The following is a 19,231-nucleotide window of genomic DNA, read 5'->3' as shown; positions in this document are numbered from 1 at the left end:
GTTAAACCTTACGACCTAATAGTTGAGATAAAGCCGGGTCAACGACTATACGATTTTCCATGGCTGTACGCCCTAATAACATTCTAAACTTCATTGTTGCACGGCTTGTTAAAGTAAGCTCGATAGGCCAGCTATGCTCGCCTGCATGCAATGTAGTTTCTATAAAGTAACGTAACTCTTTTTGCCCACTTGAGCTGGTTACGTACTTCATTTTTTTAACTTTTGCATTGCAAGTGACTTGCGTTTGTTCATCATCTTGCAGTGGCTGGGCCGTAAATTTAACCCATTTTTCTGAGTCAACTTCGTATTCTTCAATGTTAATTGCATGAATACATGAAGTGCGAGCGCCAGTATCAATTTTTGCTTTTATCTCGTTAATACCAAGCCCAGGTAAACTTAACCACTCACGCCAACCAACTGTGATCTTTGCTGTCATAAATGTGCCCTTAATAAAAAAGTGACTTATACGCTACAGGTAAAAAAACACCAACGAAATAAATTTATCTAGTCGATTAGTAAATTAAATTGATCTTTTTAAACAACTGGTCACACAATGCACGCCTTGCTGAATAGTACTTTATGCCACTTTACTCAGCCCAAAGGCTCTGCATATATTTTGCTATTTAAGCTTAACTTATTAAAAATAAAGGTAAGTTTAAAATACTTAAGTAGATACACTATAGTTAACGGTATTAAAAATACACTATTATGAGAAATAATTATGATTAATGGTTTACTACATGCACTTGTACTTGATGGACAAGGCGGCGCTCGCCCTATTGAAAGCACTAATGAGCTAAATAGCTGGCAACCAAGCCACGGAAAACTTTGGGTGCACATGGACTATAGCCAAAGCGAGGCTGTTGAATGGCTCAAGGCACAACCTCATTTAAACGACTACGAATTAGAGTCCTTAATTGCTGATGAAACACGCCCGCGTATTACATCAACGACTAACGGACATATGTTATTTTTACGTGGTGTAAATTTAAATCCAGCACAAAGCCCTGAAGACATGGTTTCAATTCGTTTATTTATTAGCGAAGACATTCTTATTACTACCCGCAAACGTCGTTTATTATCGGTGCAAGATACGATCGCTTGTTTAAATGAAAATAAAGGCCCATGCAATATTTCTGAGCTAGTATGCTCTATTACACAAAAACTAACTTCTCGCATGCAAAGCGTTATTGACTCACTAGATGAAACACTCGACGAGTTTGAAGAAGAAATAGATGAACCAAGTAAAAAGTTTGATAACCAAGGTTTATCACAGTTGCGCCGTCAAACAATTGCCTTAAAGCGTTATTTAAAACCGCAAAAAGAAGCCCTTAGCTCAATGGTAAATAATCACTACCCGTGGCTGTTAGATGACGATAAAGCAAAATTAAACGAAACAACAAACTTACTTATTCGTTATTTAGAGGAGCTTGATAGCTCTATTGAACGTGCGCAAATCATTCAGCAAACAATCACTAACCAAGTGTCTGAGCAATTAAATCAGCGTATGTATGTAATGTCGGTTGTAGCTGCATTGTTTTTACCTTTAGGCTTTTTAACCGGCCTGTTAGGCGTAAACGTAGGAGGTATTCCGGGTACCGAGAGCCCCTATGCGTTTAGTGCGTTTGTTATATTTTTGATTGTACTTACTGGCGGTATTGGTGTGTATTTTAAAAATAAAAAATGGTTATAGATTAAGTTTATACATTTAAAAAGCATTAAAAAAGCATTAAAAAAGCCACTCAGCTTTAAACTGAGTGGCTTTCTAAACTACTAAATAATTAGTTAGTTTTACGCGTATAACTAACGTCAGTCATTGTTACTTTAGCTTTTGTAATTCCTAAATCTTTAAAGCACTCTTTAAATGAATCTGAGTTTCCTGACTCGCCACACTCATCTAGTGTATATGGGTCTTGTGATTGTAAATAATTACCAAACTTAAAGTAAGATTCTGAATCATCTTCTACCGGAATACCAAAGGTAGTACCTAATGCAGTCACATCTACATCACCGTAATTATTAACTACTTTTAGATTGAATGAACCACCACTTCTAATAGTACCTAGTGCATGCTTTTCTTCTTTACCACTGGTGTTACGCAGGCGAACATAAACGTCAAAAATCCCGTTATCTGCTACGCTATCATCAAAACCTGATTCATCAGTATCTGAAACATATACTTTTGAAATCGTACCCGTATCGCTAGCATGGTGCTGAGAAATAATCGTTTTACCACCATCTGACATTTCAACTTTTACAGTTGCCTCAAAAACCTCATAGGTTTCAGTCATTGCAACACGTGCACTTTCTTTTACTTTATATTCATGACGCCAGCCATTCCCGTTTGGAGTGATATGACGCGCTTCTAGAGGAACAAACTCTAAAGTGTCGCTATTTACTAATGGATGAGGATCGTTACCTTCAAGGTCAAAAATACTACCGTTGGTGATATTGCTTGCTATGCCGGAACCACTACCAGTGTCGCCACCGCCAGTATCACCACCACCCGTGTCTCCGCCGCCAGAAGAACTTCCCTTAGTTAATGAAAAGCTGTCAAAGCGAACATCGTTTGAGCTATTGTCATGCTTAGCAAATACTTGCAATGAATTAGTGCTAGCTGTTGTGAAAGTTTTAGATACTTTTGTCCACGAAGAAACGTTAAATTTCTCACTTTTAAACAAACCATTAAGATCGTTAATGCCGATTTGTCCCTTGCCAAGTACGTACGCACTTAACGTGTACTGAGTATTTCGATCTACATCTACATTCTGGTAAACACGCCCTGGACTACCTTGAATTTTTAATGATTTAGAGCCCTTGTAAGCACTACCTGAAATAGCCGCTGGTTCTGTTTCATTCCAGTTATTCCAACCATCTTCAAATCCAGCATTATTAACAGTTGCCGCTTGTACAAAACTTGAGCTAGCAGTCATTGCTGCAAGCATAAATAGGGATTTTTGGTTAATCATTATCTTTATTTCTCCAAACCTGTACATGAAAAAATCTTACTACATGGCTATAAATGAGTATTTCACTTGAGCCTAGATCACCGCCTGCAAATAGGTTTTAACTTGTGTTTTTATGTGTAATTGGTAATAAATTAAATGTAAAAAAACCGCTCCTGGTTTACAAATAAATATTACCAATGATTATTGCCAGCTGGGCTGAGACACAAGTTATATTGCTTGTAATAAATTTGCAACAATTTATTTAATAGGTAATAAGTATTGATTTCATTTAGATTCATTAAATCAACATATAATAAAAACAAATAAAAACAGAGACTTAAAATAAATCACCGTCAAAAAACAACAAAACCCAGATAAGGGAAAAATATAAAATAATGAAAAAGCATTAAATAAAACTTTAATTGGTAATTTATTAAAAATTCAAAAATCGCATTTCCTGTAATAACAAAATTGGTTTTCATTTTATTTTATGCAGTAAAGCTTACGTTCAGTTTAATTAACTAGAATACCACTGGTTAACCAATTAATTTAGACTGTTTATATAAAATAAAATTTAATAATGGCAGAACGAAATGCATTTGAAATAAGAATTTAAAGATGAAAGTATTATTATATTAGTGAAGGGTAGCTTAGAAAATTTAAGAGGTGTTTGAGCTCAGTGAAGGTGGATATTTTATTTTCTATAGATAATTTATTAATAATATTTGTACAAAACATACCAATAAGTTTTAAATAAACTATTGAAAACACCTAGAAGGTTGATTTGATTTAGTTCGAATTAAAAGTTTTAGCAGAACTCGGCATGTTGTCCTTTGCGGATTGAAATTAGTTTAATCTAGGGGGCGGTTAAATCGCGGCGCGGGGTTTGTAACCTAGCTGGCTCGGTAACTACTCCTGCGTTACGCTACTGGCTTACTTCCATGTGAAAATAAGTAAAAACCGAGCAAAGCTTCCGCGTCCTGTTCACGCCCCTTACCACATCCATTTAGGCAACAAAGAGTTAATCGTCCCTAGAAAAAAACCTAGGGGAAGCGCATGTTTGGTAGCACGCTTTTACAGGCATTAAAAAAGACGAGCACTTTGCAATGATCGTCTTTTTTATAACAGTCAGCTAATTACTCTTGAAAGTAAGTACCCCAACCATCGTACTCAACTTCGCACTCAACGGCTAGTTGCGCTAGCTTATCAACGTCTTCCATAATAACGTCTACGTCTAGCTCAGCTTCAACTACAATGTCAAAGCTCCAAATTTTGTTACCGTCTTCAAGCTCAAGCTCTGCTGGTTCTTCAACATCGTAACCCAATTTAAAAGCAGCAAGTGCAGCTTGCTCTAACTTAGGAAAGTCTTCACACACAAAGTGGTGCTCTACTTCATAAAGTATTTCAGGGTCTGACCCATCTTCAAGTAGTGAACTTACGATGTCTTCACTTATTTCACGCCAGTTTTCCATTATTTTTCTCTCACTTGAGCATCTAATTCAGTTATTTTAGCAGCCATAATGCTATGCACGCTTTTAGCATGCTCACGCGCGCTAATTTCTTTATCAAGCGGTATAGGCGCTAACATTTCGATGTGAATTGTACCATTATCCCAACGATTTAGCTTAATGGTTTTATGTGTTGTATTCATACATACCGGAATTATGGGTACATCTGCGCTCATTGCGGTGTGAAATGCACCCGTTTTGAATGGTAGTAACCCTCTTCCATAGCTTCGTGTGCCTTCTGGAAACATCCATACAGATAAGCCATTATTTTTAATTTTTTCGGCTGCTTTTGAGATAGTTCCTGCCGCTTTGGAGCGATTCGATCTGTCTATTAATATATTACCCGACAACCAATAAAGCTGACCAAAAAATGGGATCCACTTTAAGCTCTTTTTACCCAAACTTACGCAGTTTTTTGGCACCATTGCTGGCACTGTAAATAAGTCGTAGCTATTTTGATGATTAGCAACATAAACTGCAGGACCTGGATCAACGGCATCTTTATGACGTGTTAGAACTAGCTTAACGCCAACCATTTTAGCCATTGAGCCAAACCAACCCGCTATAATATGTACATTATTAGGGTGAAATGGTCTTACAATCGAAAGTAATAAACCAAAAATACAACTGAATAATATAAACAGCAGCATAATAAAAACGCGTATAACAGCTAGCAAATGGGCTTCTCCAAAAATGAATTATAATTATTATAGCGTTATTTTGTGACACAAACGAGTCAATAGCGCACAAGTGTACGCTGAAATATTTAAGCTCTTTATTTTAAAACAAAAACGGCCTGCAAATGCAGACCGTTTTTATTTATACAAAAAAGTAATTGGCTACTCTTCGCTAATAACGTCTATTGGTTCATCATCTTGAGGTGTTAGCTCAACAACAGCTTCGTCAACACGCTGTAAGCCACGCGGTAGTTTATTACCCCTACGTCCTCGCTCACCATGATAATGCTCTAAATCACTTGGTTTAAGTGTTAGTTTACGCTTACCAGCATGAAGCGTAACACTGCTACCTAGTGGTACAACAGCAAGCACTTTTACAAACTCTTCACGGGCTTGTACTTTAGCACCTGGTATAGAGATGATTTTATTACCTTTACCCTTACCTAATTTTGGTAAGTCTCGCAGCGGGAATAAAAGCATTCGACCTTCGTTAGAAATAGCCATACAGTAATCGCTAGCAACATCGTTCACTCTAATAGGAGAAAGTAATATTCCACCTTTAGGGACACTTACGAGCGCTTTACCGTTTTTATTTTTACTAACCAAGTCTTTGAAGTCGGTAATAAAGCCGTAACCTGCATCTGACGCCATAAGCAATACTTGCTCGTCTTCACTCATTACCACGTGCTCAAAATTAGCGCCTGGTGTTAAGTTAAAACGACCTGTCATTGGCTCCCCTTGGCTACGCGCCGAAGGTAGACTGTGCGCATCAGTTGCAAACGCCCGCCCTGCTGAATCTAAAAATACCGCAGGTTGATTACTCTTACCACGAGCAGAGGCTCTAAAGCCGTCACCTGAGCGATAATTTAAGCCTTGTACATCTAAGTCATGACCTTTACCAACGCGTGCCCAGCCTTTGTCTGATAGCACAACAGTAACTGACTCTGACGGAATTAAATCTTTTTCGTTAAGTGCTTTCGCTTCTGAGCGCTCAATCACTGGTGAGCGACGATCGTCACCGTACATTTCAGCGGCTTCTTGAATTTCTTTTTTAAGCAGTGTCGACATACGACGTTCTGAGCCCAAAATTTGCGCTAATTTATCACGTTCTTTAGCCAGTTCGTCTTGCTCACCACGAATTTTAAACTCTTCAAGTTTTGCTAAATGACGAAGTTTTAATTCTAGAATTGCTTCTGCCTGCGTATCAGTTAAATCAAAGCGCTCCATTAATACAGGCTTTGGTTTATCTTCGCTGCGAATGATTTCAATCACTTCATCAATATTTAAAAAGGCGGCTAGCAAACCCTCTAAAATATGTAGACGTGCTAATACTTTATCTAAACGATACTGCAAACGACGACGCACTGTTTCGCGTCTAAATATTAGCCACTCACTTAAAATACAGCGTAAGTCTTTAACTTGCGGGCGGCCATCTAGGCCTAGCATGTTTAAGTTTACGCGGTAATTTTTTTCAAGATCGGTGGTTGCAAATAAATGCGCCATTAATGGCTCAGCTTTAATGCGGTTTGAGCGCGGAATAATTACAATGCGTGTTGGATTTTCGTGATCTGACTCGTCACGTAAATCGGCAATCATTGGTAATTTTTTAGCGTTCATTTGCGCTGCAATTTGCTCAAGTACTTTACCACCAGAACATTGATGCGGCAGCGCTGTAATAACAATATCGCCATGCTCTTCGGTATAAACCGCACGCATTTTGATAGACCCACGACCGGTTTTATATATTTTATGAATATCGGCTTTTGGAGTAATTATTTCAGCATCTGTTGGGTAATCTGGTGCATGTACAAGCTCAAGTAATTCTTCAAGCTCTGTTTTTGGTTTATCAAGTAATAAACAACATGCACTAGCCACTTCACGTACGTTATGTGGCGGAATATCGGTTGCCATACCTACGGCAATACCCGTTATACCGTTTAGTAAAATATGCGGTAAACGAGAAGGCAGTACAACAGGCTCATCCATTGTACCATCAAAGTTTGGTGTCCAATCTACGGTGCCTTGGCCAAGCTCTTTTAATAGTACTTCTGAAAACTTAGATAAACGCGCTTCGGTATAACGCATTGCTGCAAACGATTTAGGGTCATCTGCCGCACCCCAGTTTCCTTGTCCATCTACCAAAGGGTAGCGGTAAGAAAACGGCTGCGCCATTAATACCATCGCTTCGTAACATGCACTGTCGCCGTGTGGATGGTACTTACCAAGCACGTCACCCACTGTACGGGCTGATTTTTTGTACTTAGCGTTAGCCGACAAACCCAGCTCGCTCATCGCATAAATAATACGACGCTGTACTGGTTTTAAACCATCACCTACATGCGGTAAGGCGCGGTCCATGATCACGTACATGGAATAATTTAAATAGGCGTCTTCGGTAAAACGCCCCATTGTTTGTTGCTCAATTCCTTGCATTAGCAAGGTATCTGTATCACTCATTAAAGCTTACCTAGTTTTTCTTATAGCTTACACGGTAGATTACATTGGCGTAATCATCGCTTACTAACAGACTGCCGTCACCTAATTCTGCAAATGCAACAGGGCGTCCAAATGTTGTTTCGTCTTTCATAAAGCCAGTAATAAATGGCGTATATTTAGTTACGCGACCTACTTCAATTGTTGCTAGCCCTATTTTATAACCTGACTTTTTAGAACGGTTCCATGAGCCATGTTCAGCAACAAATAATTGTTGCTTATAGCTTGCTGGAAATTGCTTACCGTTATAAAAATGAATACCCAGTGGCGCTACATGCGCAGCAAGTGCAAGAGCTGGCGACGTGTAATCGGCAATATTTTTACCTTCACCAAACTCAGGGTCAATAATTGCACCGGCATGAACATACGGAAAACCAAAATGCTCACCTTCTTGCGTTGCACGGTTTAACTCATCAGGCGGAATATCATCGCCCATCATGTCGCGACCGTTATCACTAAACCATAAAGCTTGAGTAGCTGGATGAAAATCAAAACCGACGGTGTTTCTAACGCCCTTGGCTATTGTTTTTATTTGTTTTGTTTCTACATTAAGCGCAAAAATACGACCAAAACGTTCATCCTCAGCACAAATATTACACGGTACACCCACCGGAATGATTAGCTCGCCCGTTGGTGCAAAACGTAAAAATTTCCAACCATGATGACGCTCGCTCGGTAATGCGTCATAAACCACATCAAATTTTGGATCTTTTAATTGGGTATCAATATTTTTAAAGCGAATAATACGATGCACTTCACCTACGTATAAATCGCCATCTTTAATTGCTATGCCAGAGGGCATGTTTAGGCCTTTAGCCACAACAATTTTTTTATCTGCTACGCCATCGCTATTATGATCAATAAGCGCATATACGTTGCCCGCTTTGCGAGAGCCAACATACACAATACCTTTTTTTGAAACGGCTATTTGACGTGCATTTTCTACATCATTTGCAAATAAGCTTATTTCAAATCCCGGTGCGACTGTGAGCTTATCGAGTATATTTTTCGCCATTACAGGAGCGGTAGTCAGCCCAAGTAACAGCAAACTTCCTAGTAGTTTTTTCATTCGCCTCTCCTAGTGTTAAGCACAGGTAATTAAACGAGTGCCTTGTTACCATGATCTTCTAACCATTGACGACGATCAGGCGATCGTTTCTTAGCAAGCAGCATATCCATCATTTCCATGGTTTCTACTTCTTCATCAAGCGTAAGCTGCACTAAACGTCGTGTATTTGGATCCATCGTGGTTTCGCGCAGTTGTAACGGGTTCATTTCACCCAGACCTTTGAATCGTTGTACGTTTACTTTTCCGCGTTTTTTCTCGGCTTCTATGCGCGCCAAAATAGCGGTTTTTTCTTGCTCATCAAGTGCGTAATAAACTTCTTTACCAATATCGATTCTAAATAATGGCGGCATTGCTACATACACATGCCCTGTTTTTACTAACTCTGGGAAATGGCGAACAAACAGTGCACATAATAGTGTTGCGATGTGTAGTCCATCCGAGTCAGCATCGGCCAATATACAAATTTTATTGTAGCGTAATGCCGACATATCGGTTGATTCTGGATCAATACCCAGCGCCACTGAAATATCGTGTACTTCTTGTGATGCTAGTATTTGGCCTGACTCAACTTCCCAGGTATTCAAAATTTTACCACGTAGCGGCATGATAGCCTGAAATTCACGGTCTCTTGCTTGTTTAGCAGAGCCACCAGCAGAATCACCTTCCACTAAAAACAATTCGGTACGGTCGTTATCAGCAGCGCTACAATCGGTAAGTTTACCCGGTAAAGCAGGACCGGCAGTAACACGTTTACGCACTACTTTTTTAGCTGCACGCAAGCGAGTTTGTGCATTTGAAATACATAACTCAGCTAATAATTCTGCGGTATCAGTATGTTCATTCAACCATAAACTAAACGAGTCTTTTACAACCCCCGATACAAACGCAGAACACGAGCGTGATGATAGTTTTTCTTTTGTTTGACCGGCAAATTGAGGGTCTTGCATTTTAACCGATAACACGTAACTACAACGATCCCAAATGTCATCAGGCGTTAATTTCACACCACGAGGGAGTAAGTTTCTAAACTCACAAAATTCACGCATTGCTTCAAGCAAACCTTGGCGTAAACCATTTACATGCGTACCACCTTGCGCGGTAGGAATAAGGTTTACGTAGCTTTCAGCTATTGATTCACCACCTTCTGGTAGCCATACAACAGCCCAGTCAGCGCCTTCAATTGAACTTTTAAATTCGCCAACAAACGGGTCTTGCGGTAATGTTTCAAAACCTTTAATTGCTTCAACTAAATAGTCTTTTAAGCCTGTTTCATAAAACCATTCTTGGGTTTCTTTTGTTTGCTTATTAACAAACTTAATTCGCAGTCCTGGGCACAAAACGGCTTTGGCTTTTAATAAATGATTAAGCTTGGTAATTGAGTAGTTTGGTGAATCAAAGTAGCTAACATCAGCCCAAAAACGAACCGTAGTACCGGTGTTACGCTTACCGACTGTACCAATTACGTTTAAGTCTTCTACTTTATCGCCGCTTTCAAATGCCATTCTGTATTGTTGAGCATCACGTCGTACTGTTACTTCTACACGCGTAGATAACGCATTTACTACCGAAATACCTACTCCGTGCAAACCACCCGAAAATTGGTAGTTTTTATTAGAAAACTTACCACCGGCGTGTAATTTAGTGAAGATCAATTCAACCCCAGGGATACCTTCTTCTGGGTGAATATCAATAGGCATACCACGCCCGTCATCACTTACTTCAAGCGAATTGTCTTCGTGGAGTATTACGTCGATACGAGTAGCATGACCCGCCATAGCTTCATCGACACTGTTATCGATAACCTCTTGGCCTAAATGATTGGGACGTGTTGTATCTGTGTACATCCCTGGGCGTCGTTTTACCGGATCTAATCCATTAAGTACTTCAATGGCTTCGGCGTTATAATTTTGATCACTCATAGTTTTTGTCTTTATATCCGCTAAGGCTCTAATACGTTTTACTAGTTTTATTGTTATATGCGCTAAAGCGTTAATATAGTAACTAACCTCAGTTCAGGCTAACTAGTTTTACGTGATTTTAAGAAAATCTACAATACTTGCAAAGGTGCGTTCAAATTCAACGTAGCTATGATCGCCACCAAATTCTATCAATTGCTTGCATTGCGAATAATATTTTACTGCGTGTTGAAAGTTCAACACTTCATCGCCTGTTTGCTGTAATAAGTACAGTAACTCAGGGTATGCTAATTTATCTACAGCGAGTAATTTAAGTGCCTCAATATGACTGTTATTTAAATCGTAATGATAATCTTGATACGGATTATAATTAGGTCCAAGTAACGACTGTAATAAATTATAGGGTGCGACCGCGGGATTAATAACCACTGCAGGAATTTGATAACGCTGCGATAAATACGTGGCAAAAAAACCACCTAACGAGCTACCTAATAAAACGGTATTTGGCGTTAGTAATTGTTCAAGCTCAATTATAGCTTGTAGGGGCTCGTGGTTTAAGTTCGGTACACAATAATCAACGTCATAGTTTGCCATAAGCTCACCAAAGCGCACAGCTTTATATGATTTTTGTGAACTATTAAAGCCATGAATATAAATTACGCGTTTAGCCATACTACTTCCGTTTTTACTTCTACTTTATCTTTTTTACTCTTTATATTTAGCGTTCTGTAAGCTGGTCCCGCATTTTTTTGCTCCCACTCTAAAGTGTGCTTTACAAACTGTATTGAGCTGGCCGGGGTCGCATATATGGGCAGCCCTCTAAAGCTTTGTTCGTAATCATTGTGCACATGCCCATGAAAAAGCGCAGATACATTATTACTATTAACTAAGATATTTAAAAGCTGTGGGCCATTTTCTAATAAGTGTTTATCAAGGTAGCCGTTTATTGGCAGCGGATTATGATGACAAAATATAACTTTACTATTATTCGAGTTGACTAAAGCGTCCGTTACTTCATCTAAATGCGTGCCAGTAACCCATCCTGCGGGCGTGGGCCCTTTAGAATTAATAAGAAGTAGCTCAATCCCATTAGCAATAATATGTTTAGCCGAATTTATTTGCCCACCACTTATGCGATTAAGCATTGCTAGTTCATCATGATTACCTGGCACCCAAAATACAGGACAAGTAATGTCACTGGCATTTATAAGTTCACTAAATAATAAGTACGATTCAAAACTATGATCTTGTGTTAAATCGCCACCAAAAATAATACAGTCTATTGATTGCTTAGCTATGTGTGCCAAGGCTTGTTCAAAATGATCTGCGGTATTTACATTAAAGTACTCACCGCATTTGTCTGCAAATAAATGACTGTCAGTAATATGAGCAATGCACAAAGATGATTTATCAAATGTATATGTATCATCAAACCAAGCCATTATTTACATCCCAATTCAACGTCGCTTGTCCGTGCTCTACACAGGCCACTAACCAGTCGTATAAAAAAGCATTAAGTTGATACTTTTCATCTTTTTGATGCATTTTAGGGTTAGGGTATCCATAAGATGGTTTTATGCGTTGATGGTAATCGTGATGAACAATTTCAGCCACTTTGGCATCGTGATACATGCGTACCGTTAAATACAGTGGCGTAATCCCTTTAACCATTCCTGTTAGCTGCTTAATTGAAATATCCATGGTGTATTTTGCGCTGCCATCAATTTTTGTAGCAAACTCACTGTTGCCAAGTTTAACTTCACGAATGCTTCCTATATTGCGCTCGCTCGGTAACAACTTTAATAGTCGCACATAGTTATGCTCACAAAGTGTTAAATACTTTGGGAGGCTCTGAATATATCGCTTTGTTGCTAATTGTGCTGTCAAAGTACCACCATAATATTAGTAAGAGTTTATGCCCATTTACTTGCCATTTTTTCACGATTAAGCGCAAGCCACTGCATACAAATAACCGTTGCCGCATTATCCATTTCACCGTTATTGAGGCGCATTAGCGCATCATCAACTGATAGAATGTGAGTTTTTATATCCTCCCCTTCAGTTTCAAGACCATATACACCTGATTTCACTTGGCTTAAGTCAGTACGCGCTAAATACAAATGCAAGCGCTCAGTTGTACCACCAGGGCTTGATAGGTATGAAAGCATAAATTCAAGTTCAGTTAATTCAAGCCCAGCTTCTTCATACGCTTCTTTTTTTACAACTGATTCGTAATCAGTGCTGCCGTCAGTCATTCCGGCTATGCACTCTAGTAGCCACGGCGAATGCTTGCTTTTAATAGCGCCAATACGTATTTGCTCAATTAAAAGAACAGTATCTGATATTGGATCGTAAGGGAGTACTGCAATTGCATCGCCACGTTCTAATATTTCTCGGCTAATTACTTTAGATTTTCCACCCTCAAAAAGAGCATGTTCAAATTGGTATAAATCAACCTGAAAAAAACCTTTATAAAGGTTTTTTATTGGCTTTAAATTCACATCTTTATGTGTAAATTGAACGAGTTTTTTATCAACCACGTAGCTACCTCCTACTTATCTAAAGCTTTAAAATGCGTTAATATATTCTGTTACACTTGAACATACTGTTTTACTAATTATTTTTTTTGTTATGCAGTAAAACAGGTTAACATGCTTTTAGTACAAAAATTGTCTAAGGACCGAACCCCACATGAAAAAGAACATTCTTGCGGCGCTAGTTAGTTTATCATGCGCATTAGGTGCAACAGCAGTGAAAGCTGAAGATTTACTACAAGTTTTTGAAATAGCGACAGCTAACGATCCTACTGTTTTAAAAGCAAAAGCCCAAGCCGATGCGCAGTCTTACCAAAGCGATTTGGCGATGAGTGCACTATTACCTCAAATTGGTTTAACTATGGGTTATACAAAAAGCGATGCAACGTCGTACCAAAGCGTTGGCGACTTATCTAACCAAGTAAAAGTTGAAAGTGATACAGACCAATTCACTCGCGGTGTAAGCTTAAGCCAAACATTATTTGATTTAGGTGCATGGAATACGTTAGATATTGCCGACAAGCAAGCGCTTCAAGCGAGCGGCCTATACGATGCAGCTAAACAAAACTTAATTGTACGCGTTGCTGAAGGTTATTTTAACGTATTAAGTGCAAGCGATAACCTTGAATTTGTTGAAGCTGAAAAACGTGCAATTGAACGTCAACTTGAGCAAACAAAACAACGTTATGCGGTAGGCTTAACAGCAATTACTGACGTACACGAAGCGCAAGCTCAGTTTGATAACTCTGTAGCTCAAGAAATTATTGCAGGTAATGCTGTAGAAACAGCACGTGAGCAACTTCGTGAGATTACAGGTAAATATCACGAAAAATTAGACTTTTTAAATACAGATACTTTCTCAACAACTAAACCAACTAAGCGCTCAAGCGACTTTGTTAAAGTAGCTGAAGATAAAAATATAAACCTACAAGTGTCTAAAGTAACGGTTGATATTGCAAAAGATCAAATTGAATTAGCAAAAGCGGGTCATTACCCAAAGCTAACCCTAAGTGCTAGTTACGGCGATTCTCTTACAGACAATCAAATAAATGGCGCTAACTTTGATGATCAGCCACGTTCAGACTCAAGCTCTGTAGGGCTTAACTTTAGCGTACCTTTATATTCAGGTGGTGCAACAGTTGCTGCAACAAATCAGGCCCGTGCGTTTTACGTAGGTGCGAGCCAAGACTATGAAACAAATTACCGCGCAGTAACTCGCACAGTGATTACATCTTATAATCAAGTTGTTTCAGACATTGCTACTTACAAAGCGCTAGAGCAAGCGGTTGTTTCAGCTCAAAGTGCCCTTAAAGCAACTGAAGCTGGTTTTGAAGTAGGTACTCGTACCATTGTTGACGTACTAGTAAGTACGCAAAATTTGTACGATGCAAAGCGTAACCTTGCTGATGTACGTTACCGTTATGTGTTATCTACCCTTCGCCTAAAACAAGCTGCGGGTACATTAACAAGTGCAGATTTAGTTGCTATAAACCAAGGTTTAAAAGCCGCTTAATTTTCATTACTCGTGCAGTATGAACACATTGGAAGCCAGCTAAATGCTGGCTTTTTGTATTTTACAGCGCTTAGCGTTAAACTATCGTTTTTATTCTCAGAGATATTTTTGTGGTCACCTCATCTCCTTTTAAAGCAACTTTTTTGGGCCCTCGATACTGGTTAACGTGGATTGGCGTTCTATTTTTATATTTAATTTCTTGGTTACCGCAAAAACTACAATTGGCAATGGGTAAACAGCTTGGTCGCTTAGTTCATAAATTTATGAAGCGCCGTCGCCATATTGCAGAAGTAAATATTAAGCTGTGTTTTCCTGATATGAGCGAAGCAGATCAAAAAGACCTTGTGCTCAAAAATATGGAAAACACCGGTATTGCAATGGTTGAGACTGGCATGGCCTGGTGGTGGCCGCAGTGGCGAGCACAAAAAGCATTAGGGTCTTTTAAAGGGCTTGAGCACTTTGAACGCGTACAAGCGTCTGGTAAAGGTGTTTTATTGCTTGTACCTCATATTCTGCATCTTGAAATGGCTAGCCGTATTATGGGCTTAGAGTGTCAGGGTGTTGGCTTTTATCGCCCTCATAACAACCCACTAATGGAATACTTTACGACTAATGGGCGCCTTCGCTCTAACGAATATTTAATCGGTCGAAAAGATGTAAAAGGTTTACTAAAAGCATTAAAAAATAAAAAGGTATGTTATTACTTACCCGATCAAGATTACGGTCGTAACCGCTGTGAATTTGTCCCATTTTACGCAGTACCTGACGCTGCAACTACAACGGGTACTCTTATGTTTGCAGGCAGTAAAAACTGCGAAACAATGAGTTTAATAACTCGCCGTGATGAAAATGGTAAATATCACTTAGAAATACTGCCAGAGCTTGAAAACTTCCCCAGTGGTGATAATAAGGCTGATGTAACACGTGTAAATCAACGCATGGAACAATCTGTTAATGCCGCACCCGAACAATATATGTGGCTACACCGTCGTTTTAAAACTCGACCTGATAAAAATGCCCCTTCTTTTTATAAAAAGTAATGGTATAACAATAATAGGAACAAATAAGGTGGGTAATAATCATGTGGTTTTGGATTAGGCATTTATCATTTGCAGCTGTACTAATAGCACTCGCCGTATACTTTTTGTTGAGTGATGGTTCTTTATTTGATATTAAAAAATCTAAAAATGCAGCTGCCGAAGGATTATCACGTTTTTACTCCTCTATTCGTAACCAAGTAAAAAGTAATAAAGAACGAGATCAATTTGTTTTAAAACTTAAAACACCAGAACAAACCTTGGATAGAGTATTAGCGGAACGTGCGCGAACAGTTGATCCAATGCCGACCACTTGGACTGGAGAAGTTGAACCTAGGCGCTTTGAAAATGGCACAACACTTAAAGACGTACTCTATCAATATGCTAAAAATGAAGGTATTGAGCTTTACTGGTATTTAAGTAAAGACTACGTAGTTAAAGATCATTTTAGAGTAGACAGCAACTTTACTTCAGCACTTTATCAAATTGGTCGTGCTATAAATGACGACTTTGAGCATGAGGTTTACACTTACTTTTGCCACAAACAAAGAGCAGCGGTTATTACAGAGTTACCATCAGAATTTGTGCGAACAAACTGTTTAAAGCTAAAGGTTTAAGGGTTTACACGTACAAAAAACCCAAGCAAGCGCTTGGGTTTTACAATTCAATTCAATTCAATTCAATTCAAAAATACTATTCCAAATATTCGTTACGTTAGTAATATCTTGTAAAAAAGCTTCTCGCGAGATCAATTTGCCTTTTTGATCCAAGCTCAGCACGTGATAACACGAGCGATAATCAATATACGCTTTGATCAACTGCTGTTTTTGCTCTTTAGTAATACAGCCTATATTTGCTGCATCCGTTAATATTCTTACGTTATCTGAATAAACGGTAAGCTGCTCAAACTCATTCGCGTGTTTAAGTACTAAATATTGCGTAATAAACTCAATATCAGCCATACCGCCAATATCTTGTTTTAAATCAAATTGTTCAGTATTTCCTTTCGCTAGATGGTCGCGCATTTTTTCGCGCATTTTTATTACATCGGCTTTTAACACGGTATCATCGCGCTGTTGGCAAAGAATACTTTTACGAATTTGTGAAAAACGCTCTATAAGATCGTCTTGGCCCAAAATTAACCGAGCCCGCACAAGTGCTTGATGTTCCCACGTCCATGCTTGAGTTTGCTGATAGTGATTAAAGCTCTCTAAATTGATAGCAAGTAAACCTGATGCACCTTCAGGGCGTAATCGCGTATCAAGCTCATACAAAATACCCGATGCAGTACGAGTATTAAATAAATGCATTAAGCGCTGAGCGAGTTTTAAATAAAACTGGCGAGAATCTATCGGTTTTTCACCATTGGTTTGGCTTGAGCCATCATGATTATGCACAAACACCAAATCTAAATCTGAGTCGTACCCTACTTCTAAGCCGCCTGTTTTACCATATGCAATAACAGCAAAACCTTTGTTTTCATCATCAGTGCCAGGGGGCATACCAAAACGCTTAACGGTGTTATGCCATGCAATATTAACAGCTTGATCAACAATCGCTTCGGCCAGTACGGTTAAGTGATCGCTTACTTTCATCACATCAAGAACACCGGTTGCATCGGCAGCAGCAATTCGTAATTGATGCGTTTGCTTAAATTGCCTAAGCGACTCCATTTGCAGTTCTAAATCGTCATGCTCTATTCGTAAAAAATACTGTCTTATTTCATCTTTATAAGCGGTTAATGGTGTCGGTTTATAAAGAACAGCCGGGTCTATTAGCTCATCTAGCAATATGGGGTAGCGAGAAATATGCTCGCCTATCCATTTGCTATGACAACACAGTAAAACAAGTTGCTTTAATGCACCTTGGTTTTCGTACAGCAATTCTAAATAAGCAGTACGTGAAATTATCTTATTAAAAATTTGGCAAACCATCGTAAAAGCAGCTGCGCTGGCATTAAAGTCATTTAACTGGCTCAATAAAACAGGCATTAATTTATCAAGGGTTTCACGCCCTCGGTTACCTATGTTGACCTTAGACAGCCTTAATTTAAAATCGTTAAGGGGTGTTTGCCATTCATCTCTAGCCTCTTTTAGAAAGCTCACATCACCATGATCCCAAGCACTAATAAATGCACCTTCACAGGTATCTAGTGGCGCGGTTTCTTCACCAATAACGAGTGCAAACTCGCCGTTAACTTGCTTCATTACCTTTTCAATAGTGATTAAAGTGGCAGAAAAATCAGCTTGTTCTAATAATAAATTTAAGCGCTGCTGGTTCAATTCATCATCGGGGAGTGTTTGCGTTTGCTGATCGTCAAATATTTGTAAGTACTGTTCAACTTTTCGCAAATAAAGGTAATTGCGTTTAAGCTCGCTCGCTTCTTGCTCATCTATAACTTGGTTAAGTGCCAGCTCATTTAATGCTTTAAGTAATGATTGAGTTTGTAAATTAGCCTCTCGCCCACCTCGTACCATTTGCAGGGCTTGCACTATAAATTCAACTTCACGAATACCACCAGCGCCTAGTTTTATATTATTAGTTAAGCGTTTACGGCGAACCTCTTGTGCAATCATTAACTTCATTTTACGCAAAGATTCAATCACCGAAAAATCAATATACCGGCGATAAACAAACGGCTTTAAAAGCTTAATAAATTCATCCCAATATTTGTTAGGCGTGCCAATTAAGCGCCCTTTTAACATCGCGTAGCGTTCCCAGTCGCGACCTTGTTCTTGGTAGTAATCTTCAATGGCATTAAAGCTCATAACCAAAGGGCCACTTTCGCCAAACGGGCGTAGGCGCATATCAACCCTAAATACCTGCCCGTCACCGGTGGCTTGGTTAAGTGATGCAATGAGCTTTTGTGCAACTTTGGTATAAAATACTTGAGCCTCAAGGCTTCTGCGGCCACCTTGGGTTTTTGTACTGCGCGGATATGCAAAAATGAGATCAATATCAGAGGAGTAATTTAGCTCTTGTCCGCCAAGTTTTCCCATACCCAACACCATTAACGGCATTGCTTGGTTTTGCTCATCAAGCGGCTCACCATTTACTTTTGCCACCTGTGCATGCGCCCATTGGTTAGCACTATTTATTAGCATGTCAGCCAGTTGGCTTATGTAATTAATACTATCGGCAATGGGATTGTTACAGCATAAATCTAAAAAGGCGACTTTGAGCCAGTACTTTTCACGATATTGGCGAAGTACTTTATGGCACTGTACTTCATCAATGTCAGCTAAGTTAAGGTTTTTAAAAGGAGAATCTATTACTCTATTTTGTATTTCGTCTTTGCATAATAGCCAAGTATTTAAATCAGGTTGTGATTCTAAACTGCGCCAAGCAAAGTCGCTTAATGCTAATAACCTTACAACTTCACTTTGTTTACTTTGCTGCAGGTATAACTGTTCAAAGCGCATCAAGCCAAGTTTTTGTAATTGAATAGGAAGTTGCTTTACGTTACTCATCAATCCTCTCTTTTATATCATCAATAACCGTACTAGAATGATTAAAACCTAGAAAGGTTAACTTAA

Annotated in this window: 16 protein-coding genes; 4 read left to right on the top strand and 12 right to left on the bottom strand. The window is 39.0% G+C overall.

The annotated features are described in order from the left end of the window. Position 1: 1 nt before the first annotated feature. Positions 2-436 carry an ATP-dependent zinc protease gene (locus I6F50_RS08100; protein WP_007585784.1) on the bottom strand — a complete coding sequence of 145 codons (435 nt, stop codon included), beginning with the start codon at positions 434-436 and terminating at the stop codon, positions 2-4. Positions 437-721: 285 nt separating this feature from the next. Here I6F50_RS08100 and I6F50_RS08095 point away from each other — a divergent pair, with 285 nt between their 5' ends. Further along, entirely contained in the window at positions 722-1,693 is a 972-nt protein-coding gene (locus I6F50_RS08095) for a zinc transporter ZntB (RefSeq protein WP_165740541.1), read from the top strand. An 88-nt stretch (positions 1,694-1,781) separates the two neighbouring features. On the opposite strand, the gene I6F50_RS08090 is transcribed toward I6F50_RS08095, so the two are convergent. The 10 genes from I6F50_RS08090 to I6F50_RS08045 all read right to left on the bottom strand — a co-directional run bounded on the left by I6F50_RS08090 (position 1,782) and on the right by I6F50_RS08045 (position 13,151). After that, complete coding sequence (locus tag I6F50_RS08090) at positions 1,782-2,969, bottom strand: polysaccharide lyase family 7 protein (protein ID WP_165742187.1); 1,188 nt, start codon at positions 2,967-2,969, stop codon at positions 1,782-1,784. A 1,115-nt stretch (positions 2,970-4,084) separates the two neighbouring features. Continuing rightward, positions 4,085-4,420 carry a ribonuclease E inhibitor RraB gene (rraB, locus tag I6F50_RS08085; protein WP_007585369.1) on the bottom strand — a complete coding sequence of 112 codons (336 nt, stop codon included), beginning with the start codon at positions 4,418-4,420 and terminating at the stop codon, positions 4,085-4,087. After that, on the bottom strand, positions 4,420-5,133 hold the full coding sequence (locus I6F50_RS08080) for a 1-acylglycerol-3-phosphate O-acyltransferase (protein ID WP_024590693.1): 714 nt from the start codon (positions 5,131-5,133) through the stop codon (positions 4,420-4,422). Before I6F50_RS08080 ends, rraB begins: the two co-directional genes overlap by 1 nt. A 162-nt stretch (positions 5,134-5,295) precedes the next feature. Continuing rightward, positions 5,296-7,590: a DNA topoisomerase IV subunit A gene (parC, locus tag I6F50_RS08075; RefSeq protein WP_010553285.1), complete on the bottom strand. Its 2,295-nt coding sequence runs from the start codon at positions 7,588-7,590 to the stop codon at positions 5,296-5,298. A gap of 10 nt (positions 7,591-7,600) precedes the next feature. After that, entirely contained in the window at positions 7,601-8,695 is a 1,095-nt protein-coding gene (locus I6F50_RS08070) for a sorbosone dehydrogenase family protein (protein WP_165727199.1), read from the bottom strand. A gap of 29 nt (positions 8,696-8,724) precedes the next feature. Further along, positions 8,725-10,614 carry a DNA topoisomerase IV subunit B gene (gene parE / locus I6F50_RS08065; protein WP_024590690.1) on the bottom strand — a complete coding sequence of 630 codons (1,890 nt, stop codon included), beginning with the start codon at positions 10,612-10,614 and terminating at the stop codon, positions 8,725-8,727. Between the two features lie 108 nt (positions 10,615-10,722). Next, a complete protein-coding gene (locus I6F50_RS08060; RefSeq protein WP_007585377.1) occupies positions 10,723-11,283 on the bottom strand; it encodes a YqiA/YcfP family alpha/beta fold hydrolase in 561 nt (186 codons plus the stop codon). Next, on the bottom strand, positions 11,268-12,053 hold the full coding sequence (locus tag I6F50_RS08055; RefSeq protein ID WP_165727198.1) for a metallophosphoesterase: 786 nt from the start codon (positions 12,051-12,053) through the stop codon (positions 11,268-11,270). Before I6F50_RS08055 ends, I6F50_RS08060 begins: the two co-directional genes overlap by 16 nt. After that, positions 12,040-12,498 (bottom strand): DUF1249 domain-containing protein, encoded by a 459-nt coding sequence (locus I6F50_RS08050; RefSeq protein WP_007585381.1) that lies wholly within the window; start codon positions 12,496-12,498, stop codon positions 12,040-12,042. The genes I6F50_RS08055 and I6F50_RS08050 overlap by 14 nt, the downstream gene beginning before the upstream one ends. Positions 12,499-12,524: 26 nt before the next feature. Beyond that, positions 12,525-13,151 (bottom strand): NUDIX domain-containing protein, encoded by a 627-nt coding sequence (locus I6F50_RS08045; RefSeq protein WP_165739983.1) that lies wholly within the window; start codon positions 13,149-13,151, stop codon positions 12,525-12,527. 151 nt (positions 13,152-13,302) lie between these two features. Between I6F50_RS08045 and tolC the strand changes: the two genes are divergently transcribed. The 3 genes from tolC to I6F50_RS08030 all read left to right on the top strand — a co-directional run bounded on the left by tolC (position 13,303) and on the right by I6F50_RS08030 (position 16,312). Continuing rightward, positions 13,303-14,658, top strand: coding sequence for an outer membrane channel protein TolC (tolC, locus tag I6F50_RS08040; protein ID WP_165739981.1), 1,356 nt, complete (start codon positions 13,303-13,305; stop codon positions 14,656-14,658). Between the two features lie 110 nt (positions 14,659-14,768). Next, positions 14,769-15,698: an LpxL/LpxP family Kdo(2)-lipid IV(A) lauroyl/palmitoleoyl acyltransferase gene (gene lpxL / locus I6F50_RS08035; RefSeq protein WP_165727196.1), complete on the top strand. Its 930-nt coding sequence runs from the start codon at positions 14,769-14,771 to the stop codon at positions 15,696-15,698. Positions 15,699-15,739: 41 nt separating this feature from the next. Further along, the gene (locus I6F50_RS08030; protein ID WP_101163672.1) at positions 15,740-16,312 is read left to right on the top strand and encodes a toxin co-regulated pilus biosynthesis Q family protein; all 573 of its coding nucleotides are present in this window, start codon (positions 15,740-15,742) and stop codon (positions 16,310-16,312) included. A gap of 57 nt (positions 16,313-16,369) precedes the next feature. On the opposite strand, the gene glnE is transcribed toward I6F50_RS08030, so the two are convergent. Further along, the gene (gene glnE / locus I6F50_RS08025; RefSeq protein WP_165739980.1) at positions 16,370-19,165 is read right to left on the bottom strand and encodes a bifunctional [glutamate--ammonia ligase]-adenylyl-L-tyrosine phosphorylase/[glutamate--ammonia-ligase] adenylyltransferase; all 2,796 of its coding nucleotides are present in this window, start codon (positions 19,163-19,165) and stop codon (positions 16,370-16,372) included. Between the last annotated feature and the right edge of the window lie 66 nt (positions 19,166-19,231).

Origin of the sequence: Pseudoalteromonas sp. NZS127_1 (genome assembly GCF_015864295.1) — a bacterium.
GTDB classification, from domain to species: domain Bacteria; phylum Pseudomonadota; class Gammaproteobacteria; order Enterobacterales; family Alteromonadaceae; genus Pseudoalteromonas; species Pseudoalteromonas arctica.
Note: the sequence above shows the minus strand (reverse complement) of the source record. Positions and strands in the feature narration are given on the sequence as shown.

Excerpts from the sequence above, each read along its gene's own strand:
- parC (WP_010553285.1), bottom strand. The coding sequence starts at position 7,590 with ATGAGTGATACAGATACCTTGCTAATGCAAGGAATTGAGCAACAAACA.
- I6F50_RS08100 (WP_007585784.1), bottom strand. The coding sequence starts at position 436 with ATGACAGCAAAGATCACAGTTGGTTGGCGTGAGTGGTTAAGTTTACCT.
- I6F50_RS08090 (WP_165742187.1), bottom strand. The coding sequence starts at position 2,969 with ATGATTAACCAAAAATCCCTATTTATGCTTGCAGCAATGACTGCTAGC.
- parE (WP_024590690.1), bottom strand. The coding sequence starts at position 10,614 with ATGAGTGATCAAAATTATAACGCCGAAGCCATTGAAGTACTTAATGGA.
- rraB (WP_007585369.1), bottom strand. The coding sequence starts at position 4,420 with ATGGAAAACTGGCGTGAAATAAGTGAAGACATCGTAAGTTCACTACTT.
- I6F50_RS08055 (WP_165727198.1), bottom strand. The coding sequence starts at position 12,053 with ATGGCTTGGTTTGATGATACATATACATTTGATAAATCATCTTTGTGC.
- I6F50_RS08070 (WP_165727199.1), bottom strand. The coding sequence starts at position 8,695 with ATGAAAAAACTACTAGGAAGTTTGCTGTTACTTGGGCTGACTACCGCT.
- glnE (WP_165739980.1), bottom strand. The coding sequence starts at position 19,165 with ATGAGTAACGTAAAGCAACTTCCTATTCAATTACAAAAACTTGGCTTG.
- I6F50_RS08095 (WP_165740541.1), top strand. The coding sequence starts at position 722 with ATGATTAATGGTTTACTACATGCACTTGTACTTGATGGACAAGGCGGC.
- tolC (WP_165739981.1), top strand. The coding sequence starts at position 13,303 with ATGAAAAAGAACATTCTTGCGGCGCTAGTTAGTTTATCATGCGCATTA.
- I6F50_RS08060 (WP_007585377.1), bottom strand. The coding sequence starts at position 11,283 with ATGGCTAAACGCGTAATTTATATTCATGGCTTTAATAGTTCACAAAAA.
- I6F50_RS08030 (WP_101163672.1), top strand. The coding sequence starts at position 15,740 with ATGTGGTTTTGGATTAGGCATTTATCATTTGCAGCTGTACTAATAGCA.